This is a genomic window from Leptospira alexanderi serovar Manhao 3 str. L 60, assembly GCF_000243815.2.
Classification (GTDB): domain Bacteria; phylum Spirochaetota; class Leptospiria; order Leptospirales; family Leptospiraceae; genus Leptospira; species Leptospira alexanderi.
Window position 1 is genome coordinate 310,001 of sequence record NZ_AHMT02000052.1, and the last position, 15,000, is coordinate 325,000.

The 15,000-nt window shown below is 40.3% G+C and carries 14 protein-coding genes and 1 pseudogene (1 of these 15 running past the window's edge); 4 read left to right on the forward strand and 11 right to left on the reverse strand.

Annotation, left to right across the window (positions count from 1 at the left end):
• Positions 1-511: 511 nt before the first annotated feature.
• Positions 512-592, reverse strand: a pseudogene (locus LEP1GSC062_RS25955) (Crp/Fnr family transcriptional regulator); the annotation flags it as partial.
• A gap of 229 nt (positions 593-821) precedes the next feature.
• Here LEP1GSC062_RS25955 and LEP1GSC062_RS17615 point away from each other — a divergent pair.
• Together LEP1GSC062_RS17615 and LEP1GSC062_RS17620 are read left to right on the forward strand one after the other, a co-directional pair.
• Entirely contained in the window at positions 822-1,436 is a 615-nt protein-coding gene (locus LEP1GSC062_RS17615; RefSeq protein WP_010578230.1) for an LIC_11485 family protein, read from the forward strand.
• The gene (locus LEP1GSC062_RS17620) at positions 1,433-2,452 is read left to right on the forward strand and encodes a tetratricopeptide repeat protein (protein WP_039942503.1); all 1,020 of its coding nucleotides are present in this window, start codon (positions 1,433-1,435) and stop codon (positions 2,450-2,452) included. The genes LEP1GSC062_RS17615 and LEP1GSC062_RS17620 overlap by 4 nt, the downstream gene beginning before the upstream one ends.
• Before the next feature lie 378 nt (positions 2,453-2,830).
• Here the strand turns inward: LEP1GSC062_RS17620 and LEP1GSC062_RS17630 are convergent, their stop codons facing one another.
• Positions 2,831-3,295 (reverse strand): chemotaxis protein CheX, encoded by a 465-nt coding sequence (locus LEP1GSC062_RS17630; protein WP_002614363.1) that lies wholly within the window; start codon positions 3,293-3,295, stop codon positions 2,831-2,833.
• Entirely contained in the window at positions 3,295-4,530 is a 1,236-nt protein-coding gene (locus tag LEP1GSC062_RS17635) for a hypothetical protein (protein WP_010578228.1), read from the reverse strand. Before LEP1GSC062_RS17635 ends, LEP1GSC062_RS17630 begins: the two co-directional genes overlap by 1 nt.
• Before the next feature lie 102 nt (positions 4,531-4,632).
• On the opposite strand from LEP1GSC062_RS17635, the gene LEP1GSC062_RS17640 reads away from it, so the two are divergent.
• Complete coding sequence (locus tag LEP1GSC062_RS17640; protein ID WP_020984952.1) at positions 4,633-5,433, forward strand: LIC_11490 family protein; 801 nt, start codon at positions 4,633-4,635, stop codon at positions 5,431-5,433.
• 560 nt (positions 5,434-5,993) lie between these two features.
• On the opposite strand, the gene LEP1GSC062_RS23730 is transcribed toward LEP1GSC062_RS17640, so the two are convergent.
• From LEP1GSC062_RS23730 to LEP1GSC062_RS17675, 8 genes are all read right to left on the reverse strand, one after another.
• Positions 5,994-6,149, reverse strand: a complete 156-nt coding sequence (locus LEP1GSC062_RS23730; RefSeq protein ID WP_162142176.1) for a hypothetical protein — start codon at positions 6,147-6,149, stop codon at positions 5,994-5,996.
• A 25-nt stretch (positions 6,150-6,174) separates the two neighbouring features.
• A complete protein-coding gene (lmtA, locus tag LEP1GSC062_RS17645) occupies positions 6,175-6,927 on the reverse strand; it encodes a lipid A Kdo2 1-phosphate O-methyltransferase (protein WP_010578226.1) in 753 nt (250 codons plus the stop codon).
• 210 nt (positions 6,928-7,137) lie between these two features.
• Entirely contained in the window at positions 7,138-8,148 is a 1,011-nt protein-coding gene (locus tag LEP1GSC062_RS17650) for a DUF4340 domain-containing protein (protein ID WP_010578225.1), read from the reverse strand.
• Entirely contained in the window at positions 8,145-9,845 is a 1,701-nt protein-coding gene (locus LEP1GSC062_RS17655) for a GldG family protein (RefSeq protein WP_020984824.1), read from the reverse strand. Before LEP1GSC062_RS17655 ends, LEP1GSC062_RS17650 begins: the two co-directional genes overlap by 4 nt.
• Complete coding sequence (locus tag LEP1GSC062_RS17660) at positions 9,842-10,597, reverse strand: ABC transporter permease (protein ID WP_020984919.1); 756 nt, start codon at positions 10,595-10,597, stop codon at positions 9,842-9,844. The genes LEP1GSC062_RS17655 and LEP1GSC062_RS17660 overlap by 4 nt, the downstream gene beginning before the upstream one ends.
• Position 10,598: 1 nt before the next feature.
• On the reverse strand, positions 10,599-11,510 hold the full coding sequence (locus LEP1GSC062_RS17665; RefSeq protein ID WP_010578221.1) for an ABC transporter ATP-binding protein: 912 nt from the start codon (positions 11,508-11,510) through the stop codon (positions 10,599-10,601).
• A 58-nt stretch (positions 11,511-11,568) separates the two neighbouring features.
• Positions 11,569-11,865 (reverse strand): STAS domain-containing protein, encoded by a 297-nt coding sequence (locus tag LEP1GSC062_RS17670; protein WP_010578220.1) that lies wholly within the window; start codon positions 11,863-11,865, stop codon positions 11,569-11,571.
• Between the two features lie 68 nt (positions 11,866-11,933).
• Complete coding sequence (locus LEP1GSC062_RS17675) at positions 11,934-12,695, reverse strand: class I SAM-dependent DNA methyltransferase (RefSeq protein ID WP_020984853.1); 762 nt, start codon at positions 12,693-12,695, stop codon at positions 11,934-11,936.
• 263 nt (positions 12,696-12,958) lie between these two features.
• On the opposite strand from LEP1GSC062_RS17675, the gene LEP1GSC062_RS17680 reads away from it, so the two are divergent.
• Positions 12,959-15,000, forward strand: partial view of a SpiroCoCo family coiled-coil protein gene (locus LEP1GSC062_RS17680; RefSeq protein ID WP_010578219.1) — the 5' portion only. 1,387 nt of this gene lie beyond the right edge of the window; 2,042 of the gene's 3,429 nt are visible here — the first part of the coding sequence; the start codon lies at positions 12,959-12,961; the stop codon falls past the right edge of the window.

Sequence of the window (15,000 nt, forward strand, 5' to 3'; positions counted from 1 at the left end):
TTCGTCTCCTGATTCGATTTTTTTGTTCATTTCGTTTAGAATGGAAAAAGTCAATAAAATATATCCTATTTCAGTAAATTTGAATATTATTTTTTTGACTATAACGGACCCAATTTGCATTTTATTGAAACCGACTTAAGAATAAAAGAGCTCTTGGGCTTTACGAACTGGATAAATATCAAGTTTTTCTGGTACGTTTGAGTTGAATGAAAACAGGGGATATTGAGCACGTAGCTCGAATCTATACAAAAGTTCTGAGACTCTATCTCAGAATGAGAGTCAGTAATGTATGGTTTTTAACTTGGAAATCCCTTTGAGGGTTCCTGTTGCGGCTAGGATTTCTATCGTGAGGTCGGACTTTATTTCCGGCTCGTCGCCCAAACTTTCAAAAGGAAATGAAAAGTTCCGCTATTTTATGATGGACTTGTTTTGTAACAAGGGCGGCTGTTTGGTCTTAGAGTTGTGATCACCATTTGTTTTAGAATCTCCGCTTTTGTTCCAGCCTGGGTGAGAGTGTCGTTTTATGGAAAAGTCTAAATTCTTTTGTGGAGTTGATCTTATCAAACAAATCCGGGGATATACATTTCAGCATGGATTTATGACGATTCAAACAAAAATAACAATCTAGAGTCGGAGAGTGTATGATTCATCCTCAATTTGAGGACTGCAAATACATTTTATTTTTCAAGATATAGGAAGATAAAAAAATAAGGGTTAAAAAAACCGATCGAGAATTTTCTCTTTGTCAGTAGAATTGGGGAAACGACCGAAACTAAAGGTACATTAGGAAATTTTTCCAAATATACCAGGAAAATAAAACGATGGATCTCAATCTAAAAGACAAACTTCAATCTGGATTTTCCTCGATCGACAGTTTATCTCGAAATCTACCACCTCAAGTTCAGAAAACTTTTTTATATACTGGAATCTCTTTAGCCGTGTTGGGAGTTTCTTTGGCGGTTCTTATCGGAATTCAAAGAGGTAAAGAAGGGGCGGCTTTCGACGATCAGGCGAAAGAATTGGATCGTAAAGCGTTGTTTTTGGAAGATATCGAAAGAAATTACAATCGCAAACGAAAATCGATTCGTTATAACGATCCGGATCTTTCTTTAACGGGGGAATCTTCCCAACTCGAAATCGATCGATACGAAAGAGAAAAACCCAAAGACGGACTTTTGCAAGAATCGAATATTCCCGAAGGGAAGGATCCCTTAAGAGATGGAAGAAGAGAAGGAGTCGGAACTCCGAAACTACCGACAGAGTCGGACGTACTGCCGACAGAAGATCGAATCAAAACGCCGGAAGCAAATCGTAATCTGGATGATCCGGGAATCATTTCTCCAGATCGGGGGAACGGAAATTCCCGCAATCAAGAACGTCCGAATTTGATGAAACCGCCTAAAAATAATTCCAAGGGAACTTTGGAGCCTCGATGAAATTTTCGACTGCTCCGATCATATTGATCTTTTCACTTATGGTCGTCACGAGTTCGTTTGCTGATATGCCTCTTCCGTTCCCGGAAGAGTTGGGGCTTTCTGAAACGGAAATGAATGCTGCCGATACTTCAGAAAAAGATATTTCCGGAGTTACAAAGTCGAATGAAACAAAGGAAGTATCCGAATTTGTGTCGAAAGGCACGGAGTCGGGAAACGTTTCAACTGAGGATTCTTCTAAGTTTTTGCAGATGGAAGAATCAAAGATAACTAACGTTTCTTCTTTGGATTCTACGTCTGTGCAAAAATCGTCGGATCGACCCAAAGAAGAGGTCGTAAAATTTCCGGAAAAGACGATACTTCCGAATTCCGAAAAAACAAATTTAAAAAAGAAAAAGGACAAAAGGAAGGAAGATCCGTCCGAAAGCGGATATAAAAAAGGTCTTTTACGACTGAGAGAAAACCAGAGAAACAAGGCAAAGAGCGAGTTCGATCAATCTTCCGTACAGGGAAAGTCGGCCAACTCTTCCAGACTAGAAAACGCAAGATTGACCGCGGAAAATTCAAACGACGCAAATGTGATCACGGAACAGATCGATTCTGAGGACGAAAAATGGAAAGCGGTGTTCGAGGTTGCTAGAGCTCTTCGGGGGAACGGAAAAATTCCGGAAGCGGAAACTCAATATCTTAAAATTATCACGGAGGCTCCCGAAAACTTCCAATCGATTTCTCTTCTTTCTTTGGGGGAGATGCTTTCGTCCACGGATCGAAAAGATTCCGCAAGAAGATATCTTTTGCAACTCGTAAAACTTCTACAAAAAAAACCGGAACTTGATCCTAAAAGGGATCAGTTGGAAAAAGCGATAACTTTGATCGCGAGAATTTATGGAGATCAGGGAAGATACGAGGAAGCGGAAAATTGGGCGAAAACGTACTTAAACCGATTGAATCCAGAGGCTTCCGAAGATTCTCCTTTTGTAAAGGAGCTTCGAAGGATTTTGAAAAGAAGATATTACTGAACTCGAGCGTCTCATTCCCTATGGGTCCATTCGACGGATCGCTATCTCAGCTACGCTGAGAAATAACGGCGACGCTCCGCTGCCTTTTGTTTGAGTTGCTTTCTACCATAACCTTACCCACAAGTTAAGGAGGATTTTGGAATAAGAAGGATCAAAAACGCAGATTTTTCAAGTGTTCCGACAAGAATGAGGCTTTTTACTTGCAAAAAGTATGATTTTCTGATAGAGAAAAGCCTCCCGAGTTTTCCCTCCTCCTCTCCTCCTCCACCCAAACGCGGGTGGGGCCGACTTTTCACAGAGGATTGTCGTAATTCCGACAGATTTATCTTGAGATCCAAATATTTGTGGGTAACGTTATGGCTTTCTACGGATCGCAACTCAAGTAAGAGAAACGTTTACATCCAGTTTTCCAAACTTGGAAAACAGACTGATTCCCAAGGCGGGTTTTCTAGGAATCTTTAATGTTTCACTTTTGGAATCGACTATATTCGGCGCGGTGATTTCGATCGATTGACCGGAACTTGCGAATATATTCATTGCATTTCCTGTGGTCATGTTCGCGATTTCTCCCAGAATGTCTTTGTATTCGTTTTTAATATCTTGTAAGTTCATTCCGGGCATTAGAACACCGGCGATCTTATATGCGGCGTCGTAATTAAGACCGTAGACTACTTCGCCGTTAAACGTTCCGATCACACCGATCACAATGGAAAGTTCCAGGTTGGTTTCTGGGTTGTCTTTGATTCCGATCTTTCCCCGGATCAAATCCGTTTTCAATACGTCTCTAAAAACGATCGTAGCGGCTTCGAGAAAGGGATTTACCAATTCAGCCCGGATTTGCATTATTCTTCTGCCTTTTGACCGATCCTTCGTTCAATCGGGTATTTTTCCTGAAGTGCCTGACTGATTTCCATAACAAACCCGTTCAGCAGGTTCGGGTTGTCCCTCAAATCCGGTCCCTGGGAAGTATTGATTTTAGACGAATCGATTTCCAAGGAAGCGAATTCTACAAAAACATTTTTTTCGGATTCTCTGTAAGGACCTCCGACTTTTTTAGATCCAAAGGTCACAGTTGTCAAATCTTTAAGAAACTGAGTATTGTTTCCAAGGCGGATGTTCTGGTTTCCGGATTTCAATTCCCAGAGATTCAAAAGAGATTGGTCCTTGAAATCCTGAACGTTTACACCTAACAAAGAGGCGATTTTTTGGAGTCCGTCCGGCTCTTCTTGAAGGGTTTTCAATCTTCCTTTCCATTCTTCTTGGGATTTGGAACGAGCCTCCAGAAGTAGTTTGCTTTTTAGGAAATTTTTTCTTTCCTCAAAGGAAAGTTCCTTGCCGTCTGTATTTTTCGGTAGTTTTCCTTCTTTCTTTTCGTTTTCGTATTTTGCGCGTAAAACTTCTTCGGAAACGGGGGTTTCTTTTTCCGCCAGTTTGTTCAACTGTTCGTCGGTATAAGAGACGATTCGAAGTCGAAACCGAGCGGAAGAGGATTCTTTTTGAATCGCAACTTCTCCGTCGGTTTTTTTGAGATCGGAATTTAAAAGAGAATCATAGAGACCGCTTGCATTTTTACGATCAACTCGATATTGCATTGGAGCTGAGTTCAGGATCTGTCTATAGATGACTTCGGGTTTACGAACGTCTTCCTCGGAATATCCGGCTCCGTTGACGGATTCTCTGTAAATTCTCCTTGCCTCTTCCGAAAGTTCCTCACGGATTCCGGTTTCGGAAACGGAAAATCCGGTTGCGTTTGCGATTTGTTTAGTGACTATCAAACTGCGGATGGTTTGAAATGCGCAGGATTGAAGTGTGGAAGGGTCCTCCGCAAGAGAAGGAGCAATGCTTCTGTATTGGAAGAAACAATCTCTTTGAGCGGCTTGGAAATAATCCATTGGGATGGAATCGTTCCCGATTTTTCCGGCGTTGAGATTAGAACGACCGGAAATCACGTCGAAAAAGCTCTTTTCGGCGTCTCCCGGAAGAAAAGTGATGATCAAACCGCTCACGAGGATAAAAAGAAAGAAGGCAACAACCGCGCGAATGATCTTGTCTTTGAGAGAAACGTTTTCTAATTCCATGATTATATCAATAAACTAAAAGGGTTTGTAAGGGAATATTTCTGTAAAGGAGAAAAGTAAGAAAAACGCTTCAGAAACCTGCTTTGTCGACAGATACATAGAATGATGCTCTTTATTGCAATCACACTTATCCTTGTAGGACTACTTTGTTTTATCTATGTTTCTATCAACCCGAATTCGGGTAGAGAAAGGCCTAAGCTATCCAATACTCGAAAGGAAAATTCCCAAAATGAGCATCTATCTAGGTATGAATTCGATCCTCGCAAAGGTGCGGAGATTCTTGCGGCAACCAAACGGGCTCCTAACTTGGAACAAATCGAAAAACAAAAACACCTGGAAGATTTGTTTGTGGAAGGAAGAAAAATCCCGAAACAGGACAAAGTTTTGCAACCAACAGCATCTTCTTCGGCCGAATTTTTTGATGAGAGCATTTCCTCAATTGAGGAGGAGTTCTCCCGAACAGAAGAAGTTCCTTCCCGTTCCGGCGTAGAGATTTTGGAAGAGCCTCCTAAATTCTCTTTTGTAAACGAAGAAAAGTCAAAAGTGGAAGAAGTCAAAGAGATACGTTTTGAAATCGACGGGATTTTATATTTGGATCAGAACCGAGAACTTCTGTATGAAAAACTCGCCGACAAAAAGAAAGAATTAATTCCGGACAAGTTGAAAAGTTTGAAACGAATCGGTCCGGGCAAATTGAGCGAGAATAGGGATTTTCTTTCTTTTGAAGCGTTAAATAGCAGTTATAAATATTTCTTTTCCGAAATCGAAAGAATTTTGTTCTTCGATGAGGGAATCGTTTTGATTTCTTCCAAGCAGAATTATCCAATTCCAGTCTTTTTTACGAAAGAGACAAATCAGTTGAAATCGTATCTAGAAAGTTCTTCTCAGACTTTGCCCGGTTAAGTCGGATTTTGTAAAGAGAGAGCGGCTCGATTGCGATTTACATTAGAGATTTCGAATTAATGTTGTCTATATAAATCAGTATTAGATAGCCTATGAATTTACTAATAGCATTCTTGTTCATGATGGGTTATATAGCTTAACGTTGGATTTACAAGACGTAAAGTGACGCTTCGTTCAATTTTTCGTCTGTAAAGTCAAATTGTGTCATTTATGTGCCGAGGCACCTGCGACGAGCGCAAAATGTACTTCCAGTGCCGCGCGCACAGCTGGTAAATTTTGTTGTGCGTCGTTCTGGTTCGACAAGAATAACCTTCATCTGTTGTTCGATTTTTTGTCAGCTCGATAGTTGATATCTAATCGTCGTTTCTCAAAATCCGTCACCCGTAGTAGATAACGTGAATTTTCCCATCCCGAGTGGTGTTTCGCCGACATAATCCTTTGGCTGTATCACAAATTCTTGATCTTTAATGAATAGTTTCACGTAGTTGTGCGGTATGCGATTTCAAAGCTCTTGTAGCCGCTATGCTGGTGCGCTGCTATATCTCCAAAGTTTTTGTCGGCTACTTGGACATTCTTGAAGTTAAAGTCACATCATTCAGAACTCGGATAGAGGTTTGAGTGGAGCCGCCAAACGAAGCACCAAAAAGTAATAACGTTATAAAGTAAAGGGTTTTTTGTATGATTTTCCCGTCGTTTAAAAGCGTAAGAGTTCCCACATTTTCAGATTTTGAAACCGACTCTTTAGCGACCCTCTACATGTAAAAGTTTTGTCGTTTTAACGACAATTCTTGTAAGAACGTAAAAAACGAGTCCGCCGCCGAACAGAACGATTTGAGGAATACGAATTGCTTCTACAAGATTGCTGACTGGTTCGTTAAAATAAACCGCGACTAAATCGAAAACGCTGAAGATGACAAGAATTCCGAAGAGGCTCGGATATTCTCTTTTGATTACATTGCGAACGGAAAAAGGAAGGACAGGTTTTTTATAACCGCCGAACTTCGGAATAAACGCGGGAACGTTGTTTGCCCAGGAAAGATAAGCCTCTCCGAATTTTTTGCGCAGAAATTGTTCTTCTGCAAACATGATCCTTTCGTAATATACCCAGAAAAAAAGAATAAAAACCGCCGCTATCAAAAAGTTTTTTAAGAATAAAACTGCTCCGAGATACATCAGAAAATTTCCCACATACAAAGGGTGACGAATGAGGGAATAAATTCCTTCCTGGTTGACCAGATCTGCCACTTGTTCTTTCGTATTTCTTCCCGAGGTTCTTGCGGGTGCGTAACCGATCACAAAACTGCGTACGAAAAGTCCCAAAATACTAATCACGAAACAGAAGGACTGGTAGTACAGATGATAGTTGTAGGAATCTCCGGGAAACCGATAGAAGGGCAAAAGTCCAAGACAGAGAATCAAGATGATTCCGGGAATATAGGATCTCCAACGAAATAGAAAATTCCCCTGAGATTCAAATTCTTCGATCAAAGCCATGCTTTCGTCCTAAATTTTAGATTTCTTGTGAAAGGAAATTGGAGGCATTTACATTGTCAATAGAGAATCGGTTTCGAATCTGGATCGTAAAACCGGAGTGTATTTCAAAGAGTTCATAATATCGTTTAGAGGCGTTTCAAAATAAATGCTCTTTTGAAATACGATCAAAAAAGTCATTCGAAAAAAACGGATCAATGTGTCCTTGGGGAGTCAAAACGGATCGGAGGTTTCGTAGAAGAATTTTTTCAAATTCGAAACTTCTCGAAACCCTCTTAAAAAGTCGGGGTCGATTACATACAAAATCGAATCGGAATCCGATCGAAAGATCGGTTCCCCATCGGAAGTGTTTCCAATCCATTCCAAGTTCAAAAAAGAACTCTGCTCCGAATGAAGGCGGACTTCGATCTGAAAACGATCTTTGGGATTCAAAGGGAAAATCTTTTCTTCGAACGGTCTTTTTAAAACTCTTTCCGCCTTGAGTGTTAGGATTTTTTGAACGATTCGAAAACAATCCTCGCCTGGACAGAGGTGAAAATTCGAAGAGATCGGTTTCCAATTTCCCGGTTTCGTTTGTTCGATTTCAAACGCGACATTTTTGTTTTCGGAAGAATAAATTAGAATAGTATGAACTTCTTGCATACGAAAATTTTCCGGAATTAAAAAGTTCGAGAGGAAGAAGTTTTCATTCCCGCGGCCTGCTAGGAAATTTAAATTCTCTTCCACAAACCAGATTTCTCCCGTGTTTGGTTCTCGGATAAAGGTTCCGCTTTCCGATTTTCCGGAAGCTCCTATGTCCAGTTTTTCGATTTCTCCGGATTCGGTTTGGATTTCTAATTTTAATTCCTCACCGTTTAAACCGAATTCTTTCGAATTGGAAGTGGAAGAAATTTTCGTAAACTTTCGGATATTTAAAATGGCGTTTAGGAAGGAAGTGATTTTTTTGAAATCAGGTCTGGCTTCGACTTCTCCGATTAGGACGGACCAAGTTCTGTTCTTTTGCTCTAAGATTGCCTCATGTCCTTTTCTCCCAATTTGAATCCTTTCGATTTCATTCGCTTTAAAAGGAAAGAACGGGTCGTACGTTCTTTGAAAGGATCCGAAAGGATCGGAGATTAAAAAGTAGACAGTACCTAAAATTAGATTGATCAGAACCAAAGCAAGGGCGGTTTCTCTCCGAAAGAAATGATCGAAAGCTGTAAGAATTTTTATCCAGGACTTCATGATTCCGGGTTTTTACCTCGTAGCAAATTTCTACGTCGCATCCTAAAATATGTGTAAAGGCCTAAAAGAGACGGTATTCCTAATAGATTCAAGAAACTGAATGTTATTTTTTCAGTATCTGAAAATGGATTGAGTTTTAAAAAGGCAGATTTTTTTCCTCGTATCTGGATGAGATCGGTGTCTCCGCCGGATATATCCAAAGCATTTAATAAAAACGGAATGTTCGATTCTTGGTAGATTTTTCTCGTTTCCGGATAGGCCAAAAGATCTGATACGAGGTAGGGGGAGCCGATAACAAGAATTCGAGAACTTTTTCCTTCAGAGGTTTGTTTCAGAAAAGAATTTGATTTTTTGAATATTGTCGGGACGGATGCGAATGCGGATCGAAAAGAGCCTTCTAACACAGCGCCCAAAATGATTTTTTTATTCCCGTTTCGAATTGGGGTCGCAAAGATCTGTTTTTCACCGAGGGCCACTATGGAAGAGCGGATCTCCGCTTCTTCGGAAGACGATAGGATCGGTTCCATCCTCACGTTCGGTTGTCGATTTGGAAAAAGAGTCAGACTTGAAACCCAGGGAAGAAGCAGATTTTTCAAAGGTTTTGTAAAGGGGCTAACTTCGCTTAACATTTCCTGAGAGCTTCCCGCGATAATCCAAGGCGGATAAGCATACCTTCCGATCACGCCGGGTTCCACTTCCATCAAAGGACCGATGGGAAGAGAACGATTCGGATCCAAGACAAGATCGGTGTTCACTCGAAAACCGTAGGATTCGAAAATACGATTTTGTTCCTCAATCCGAGGGGTCGGTTTTGCGATTCCTGCGCCGATCGAGTTTGTTCCAATTCCCTTTTCCCGGTTGGGAGGTTCCAAACGAAAGTCCATAGATTTGAAAAGAAGAATGAGATTTCCGCCTCTCATTAGGAACTGATCAAGTCTATAAAAAGATGTTTCGGATAACGTCCCTCCGCCGATCCAGAGGAGAGTATGTAAGGAATCTTGAATGTCCTCTTCTTCAAGATGGACTTCCGAAAGGGTTCCGTATTCTTCTTTTAGAATCTGATTTGTGAAAATTCCGATCGTATCTTTTCCGGCTTCGGGTCCCGTCGTGGACAAGGTTCCTGGAATAGAAAGGATTCCGATTCCCGAGTCTGTGGGGCTACGGATCATTTTTCTAAGAGTCGTTAGGATTTGATATTCGATTTCTTCCGCATAAAAAGCGATCGGAATCGTTTCTTTCCTGGTTCCTAAGGTTAAAGTTAGACCGAAGTAAGCTTGTTTTATTTGGGAGGAACCTAATTCTGTCTTTTCCAATATCTGCGGTTGAATTCCTGCTTCGATCGCTTTTTTTTGCTCTTCGACAGAAAAGTCGGGATCATGAAAGCGCAATATGGCATTCGATCCGCCCAAGGAAGCGATTTCGCTTAACAATTCTTTGGTTAGATCCAGACGTGTCCTATATTCTCCCGGAATTTTAGAGGAATAATATGCGTCGATATAGATAGGAGAATGTAGATTTTGAAAAATCTTTCGTGTACTTTCTGAAACTTCGAATCGTTTTGATTCCGAAAGGTCTTTTCTACATACAAATTGAGAAAAGATTCCGTTTGAAAATAGAAAAATAAGAAATGCCTGGGAAAATAAAAACCAAGGATTGGAATTGAATCGCGAAAAAAAAATCCTAAGGCTCGAAATCATCGTTTCGACCTCAATGTAAGAATATTTGCATATAAGGATAAAAGAATGAAGCTCAAATAGAAAAAGATTTCCCTTCCGTCCAGGATCCCTAAACGAAACGATTCAAAATGTTTGGAAAGAGAAAAAAAAGAAATTTTGGTTCCCGGGCTTGTTCCTAAAAATTGAAGAAAAGGCCTGTATCCCAAAAGAAAAAAGAAGAGGCAAAAAATGAGCCCGAGCAGATAAGAACTGATCTGATCTTTCGTTAGAGTGGAAATAAAACTTCCAAGTGCTAAGTCGGCTCCACCTAAAAGAAAAATTCCCAGATAACCCGCTGCAACGGTTCCCAGATCCAAATCTCCGAGGTAAAAAATCGTTCCCGGAATCAGAAGTGTAAACGAAAGAACAAATCCTAAAAAACTCCAAGCCGCAAAAAATTTTCCAAACACCAATTCCGAATCTCTCAAGGGAAGAGAAAAAAGGATTTCCAACGTTCCGGAACGTTCTTCCTCGGACCAAAGGCGCATGGAGAGAGCGGGGATAAAAATCACGTACAAAATCGGAACCCAGAGAAAATACGTTTCCATACTGGCGGATTTAAGGTCCCAAAAAGAACCGTCTCCCAACCCGAAGAAAAATAGAAACGAAGTTAAAAATAAAAAGAAAGAAGCGAAAATTGTTCCGACGGGCGAATTAAAGTAAACGGAAAATTCTTTCCAAAACACGGTTGTAGTATTATAAAAAAATGTTTTAAAATATTCGAAAAGCTTCATATTATCTGGTTATGGTCAGAGATTGGAAAACGGATTCTAAGGAGTTTTTTTCCGGAGTCAAAGAACGAACTTGAAACCTTGCTTTTTTCAAGTGCTGAAAGATTTTTTCCGAGGACGTGTTTTGGGAGCGGATTCTAAATTCTAAAAAGGAATCCTCCGACTCTCCAGTCGTTTCGATTTCGTAGTCGGTACCCGAAAAAAAAACTTTGAGTGTATCTAAATCGGTTTCCGCCAATACCAAACTGCCTTCTCCCCGAGAGATAGAAACTAAAGAAGAATCTGCGATCAATTTTCCTTCCGATAACACAAGAACATGATCACAAATATCCTCCACTTCCTGTAAAATGTGAGATGATAAAAGAATCGTTTTATTCTTTCCTAATGTGCGAATGAGTTCTTTCAATTCTGCGATTTGAATCGGATCTAAGCCGGAACTCGGTTCGTCTAAAATGATATATTCAGGATCTTGAATGAGAGTTCCCGCCAAGGCGACTCTCTGTCTGAATCCTTTGGAAAGAAAGCTGATCGGACTCGCCGTTTTCAATTTCAACAAAGAGGAAACGAAATCGATTCTTTCGCTTAGATCTTTGGCGGAGATTCCTTTTGCTTTTCCTAAAAAAGAAAGATATTCGAAAACCGTAAGATTCCAATAAATCGGAGAAGACTCGGAAAGATAACCGATCTTTTTCTGAATCTCAATCTTATTTTCCAAAAGATCAAGACCGTCGTATCGTATTGTTCCTTGGTTTGGATGGAGAGAGCCGGTTAAAAGTTTCAGAGTGGTGGTTTTACCGGCACCGTTTGGTCCGAGTAGGCCCGTAATTCTTCCTTTCGGAATTTCGAAACTAAGACCGGACACTGCGGTCTTACCTGAAAAAAACTTTGAAAGTTGGCTGACTGAAATCGTTCCCATTGGGATTCATCCTAGGATTTTCGGGTCTCGCCGAAAGAGACAATCGTTTTTTGAAAGTTTAGAGACCGAGTTTGCCGTCCACTTTGAATTTCTTGAGGATTTCCAAAAGATCCGGATTTAAGTTTTTAATTTTCATCTTTACTCCATAGTGATCCATTCTATTTTTTACGGTTAAAAGTTTTGCAATTCCGCTAGAGGTTATCTTTTTGACAGGGTCTAGAAAAAATTCCACTTCCGATATAGCGCCCGTAGAAGCATCCTTAGAGACTTCGTCGAAAATTTTATCATAACCGTCGATTACCGGTGTATCAATCGTAACCTTTCCGGATTTTCCTTCGATTTTGAATTTTGACATACGGGTTTTTCCGTCCTTTCAGTTGGATTTCGACATAAACTTTTACGATCCTAAAACTCTGATAAATATCATCGATTTCGTAAATTCATTTCCATATTACGGCAGAGATAATTTGTAAGAGACGCATCTTCTTTAAGAATCCAGTCTTTATAATCGGAACCTTCTTCCAAAAGTATAAATCCGCATTCTTGAGATAAATTGTGAATTGTATTTCTTGGAAAATATTTGTGTTTGTGGATTTCCGAGAATTTTTCTTTGGATTTTTTATGAGAAAAGGTGAGTGTGGATTCCAAAGTATTCGAATCCTCTAAGAATCGATTTTTCCATTCAATCGTATAATCCCTAATTCGTTCTACGAACGTCTGTCCGTCGAAATGATTTTTAAAATTATAGAGGCTGCTCAAATCGAAAAAGAAAAGTCCCTCCGGTTCCAAATGGGATTGGACCCTGGAAAAAACTTTTTTCAATTCTTCTTCATTTCTTAAGTAATTGAGTGTGTCGTGTGTGGAAAGGATGAGGTCGAATTTTCGTCCGTTCAGATTTAAATCGAGTATGTCCGAATGAATCCATTCTCCATAAATCGCTTTTTTTTTGGCAATTTCGAGCATTTCTAAACTTGAGTCGATTCCGGTGAATACAACGTTTTTTGGAAATTCTTCCCAGAGCTTACAGGTTCCACAGCCCAGATCTAAAACGGTTTTAGGAAGAATTTTTCGAGAGTGGTTTGCATAGGAAGAGAGAATAAATTCCGACCAATCTTTGTATTGAACATCCCGCATGACTGCGTCGTAAACCGACGAAAAACCGGAATAGGGCTTTTTTTTAAACATAATTTAATTTTTTCTTGCTCTTTTTACGATCTTTCGAATAGTCAATTCTAATTTGACGAGACATAATGTTTCCGGAAATTTTGCAGCTATTCCAAAGGTAAGAATTTCCATTTTAGGAAAAGTCAAAGCTGCCGTGTTTTCGCGTTTTTTAAACTCGGTGACGGGCCGCCATGGCAGGTTCCCTAAAGCTACAACTTATTAGAGTAGCATTCTGAGTTTCCTTTGGGACGGGTTCTTCTTATGTCTATGGTAAACAAAATTCAATGGGAATAGAATTACTCCTGCCGTTTATAGCCAGCGTGGGAATTACAATCCTTCTTCGAAGACTGGATAAATCCAACTATAAACTCAGTCAAATCAAACGTTTTACCGGAAAAATTCAAGATGAATTGAGCGGTATCGCGCTTGAAAAGATCGGGTCTGTAAAAGATGCGGGAATCGATTTAGAAATCAGTCTCAAACAAACCCGTAAACTTGCAAACGAAGTTCATGCTCTTAATGATGAATCGAGGCAGTTGCTCGAGTCCATCAAAACCAACCGTGACTTTTTGGATTCGGTCGCGCGCGATCTTAAAGAGGTCGTACAACTTTCTTCCGATATTCGGGAGGAGTCCAACGCGATCCAACAGGGGCTTCTTCGTATGGAGTCCGGTAAGAAGGAAATTCAACTTTTGGATCAGAAAATTTTGGATTTAAGATCCGAAGCGGAATCGATTCTTGAAGTTTTTTCCGATAAAATGGACCTTCGTTCGGACGAACTTTTACAATCTCTCGCTTCCAAAATCGTAGAACTCGAAGAACTTTTGGAAATTAAAAACGATAAAATAGACCAGGGCCTGAACTCAATTGCCGAAAACTACAGAGAGAGTTTGGAAGCACATTCCAATTCTTTAATGCGCGAATCCGTGGGAAGAATCGAACAACTGCGCTCCGAAATCACCTCTCTTTTTGAAACGATTCGTAATAAAGAAGAAGATTTGGATTTAAGATCCGAAAAGCTCCAAACTGTGTTTTTGACAGTAAACGATAAATTGGAACGTTTGGATTCTAGAATTGAGGAAAAAGCGGAAGCGGCGGATCGTAAACTTGAGGAAATGGCCGAACTCGCCGAAAAATCCGCTCAAGAAAAACTGGACCGGATCTTAGAGCAGGTGACACATTCCAAAGAGGCGTTTATCAACGGAGTCAAACTCGAAGTGGATTCCATTCGTAGAGAGATCGAGGGGATGAGTTTGGAAACCATGACTCGTAGGGACGAAATTCTCAACGAAACGAGACGTCAGGCGGAATCGATCAACGAATCCATTCAATTTTTCCAAGAAAAATATCTGGAAGCAGAGAATAAACTTCTGCGCCAGGCCGACGCTCGTAAATCGGAATTACTTCGTCAGATTGACAACTTCGAAGAAGAATTCAATCGTATCAGTAGTAACCTCCGTAGCGACGCGGATGATCTGAAAAAAGATATTTCTATGGGTTTCAAGGAATTTCATTCGACCCTGGACGCCGCAAGAGAAGATGCAAAAGAAAAAACCATTCACGGAATTGTTTCTCTCAAAGACGAATTCGATTTAGAACTTTCTAAACTTCATTCCGAACGTTCCATGTCGATTCAACAAGATTTAGAGGCAGTTAAACAATCTGTCGTTATACTCGATAAACAAATTTCCACTCGGATCAAAGATGTGGATTCCTATCTTGGGGACCTTCAGTCTGCGATGGAATCTAGTGCGGGCGATCTTCTGTCTCAAGTGGAGGATAAGATCGATCTTCTTTCCGGGACCGTGGATGAGGAAGTTCGTAAGATTGATCAAAGATTCGAAAATCTCAGTCGTTATTGGGAAGAAGAGTTGGGCAATATTCGATTGAATGCCCAAGATCAGATGGGGCGTCTTCAGGACAAACTCGGAGACGTTCATATCGAAGGAAAAAATCTTCTCGAAGAATTTAAAAACGAATATTCGATTCAAAAAGATAAGATAGAGGAATTTATTTCCCGTTACAAGGCGAACTTCCAAAAAGAAGGGGACGCTGTTTCCGATCGACTCGGAGAATCTTTGCGGAATATTAAAGAAGAAGGAAACGAAATTTTACAAGCTCTTCGGGAAGAATTTTCCGGAACCATCGATAAGATGGAACAAGTCGTTAAAAAGAACGAGAAGGTGCTGGAGATACACGCTGAGAAAATTCGAGTCGGTGTGGAATCTAATTTGGAAAACGCGGGAAGAGACGCAGAAAGGGTTTTGGAAAGACTCAAAGATTCTGCGGAAGATTTTTTTGAAAAACAAGAAGAGAAAATCAGTCG

Excerpts from the sequence above, each read along its gene's own strand:
- LEP1GSC062_RS17615 (WP_010578230.1), top strand. The coding sequence starts at position 822 with ATGGATCTCAATCTAAAAGACAAACTTCAATCTGGATTTTCCTCGATC.
- LEP1GSC062_RS17620 (WP_039942503.1), top strand. The coding sequence starts at position 1,433 with ATGAAATTTTCGACTGCTCCGATCATATTGATCTTTTCACTTATGGTC.
- LEP1GSC062_RS17630 (WP_002614363.1), bottom strand. The coding sequence starts at position 3,295 with ATGCAAATCCGGGCTGAATTGGTAAATCCCTTTCTCGAAGCCGCTACG.
- LEP1GSC062_RS17635 (WP_010578228.1), bottom strand. The coding sequence starts at position 4,530 with ATGGAATTAGAAAACGTTTCTCTCAAAGACAAGATCATTCGCGCGGTT.
- LEP1GSC062_RS17640 (WP_020984952.1), top strand. The coding sequence starts at position 4,633 with ATGATGCTCTTTATTGCAATCACACTTATCCTTGTAGGACTACTTTGT.
- lmtA (WP_010578226.1), bottom strand. The coding sequence starts at position 6,927 with ATGGCTTTGATCGAAGAATTTGAATCTCAGGGGAATTTTCTATTTCGT.
- LEP1GSC062_RS17650 (WP_010578225.1), bottom strand. The coding sequence starts at position 8,148 with ATGAAGTCCTGGATAAAAATTCTTACAGCTTTCGATCATTTCTTTCGG.
- LEP1GSC062_RS17655 (WP_020984824.1), bottom strand. The coding sequence starts at position 9,845 with ATGATTTCGAGCCTTAGGATTTTTTTTTCGCGATTCAATTCCAATCCT.
- LEP1GSC062_RS17660 (WP_020984919.1), bottom strand. The coding sequence starts at position 10,597 with ATGAAGCTTTTCGAATATTTTAAAACATTTTTTTATAATACTACAACC.
- LEP1GSC062_RS17665 (WP_010578221.1), bottom strand. The coding sequence starts at position 11,510 with ATGGGAACGATTTCAGTCAGCCAACTTTCAAAGTTTTTTTCAGGTAAG.
- LEP1GSC062_RS17670 (WP_010578220.1), bottom strand. The coding sequence starts at position 11,865 with ATGTCAAAATTCAAAATCGAAGGAAAATCCGGAAAGGTTACGATTGAT.
- LEP1GSC062_RS17675 (WP_020984853.1), bottom strand. The coding sequence starts at position 12,695 with ATGTTTAAAAAAAAGCCCTATTCCGGTTTTTCGTCGGTTTACGACGCA.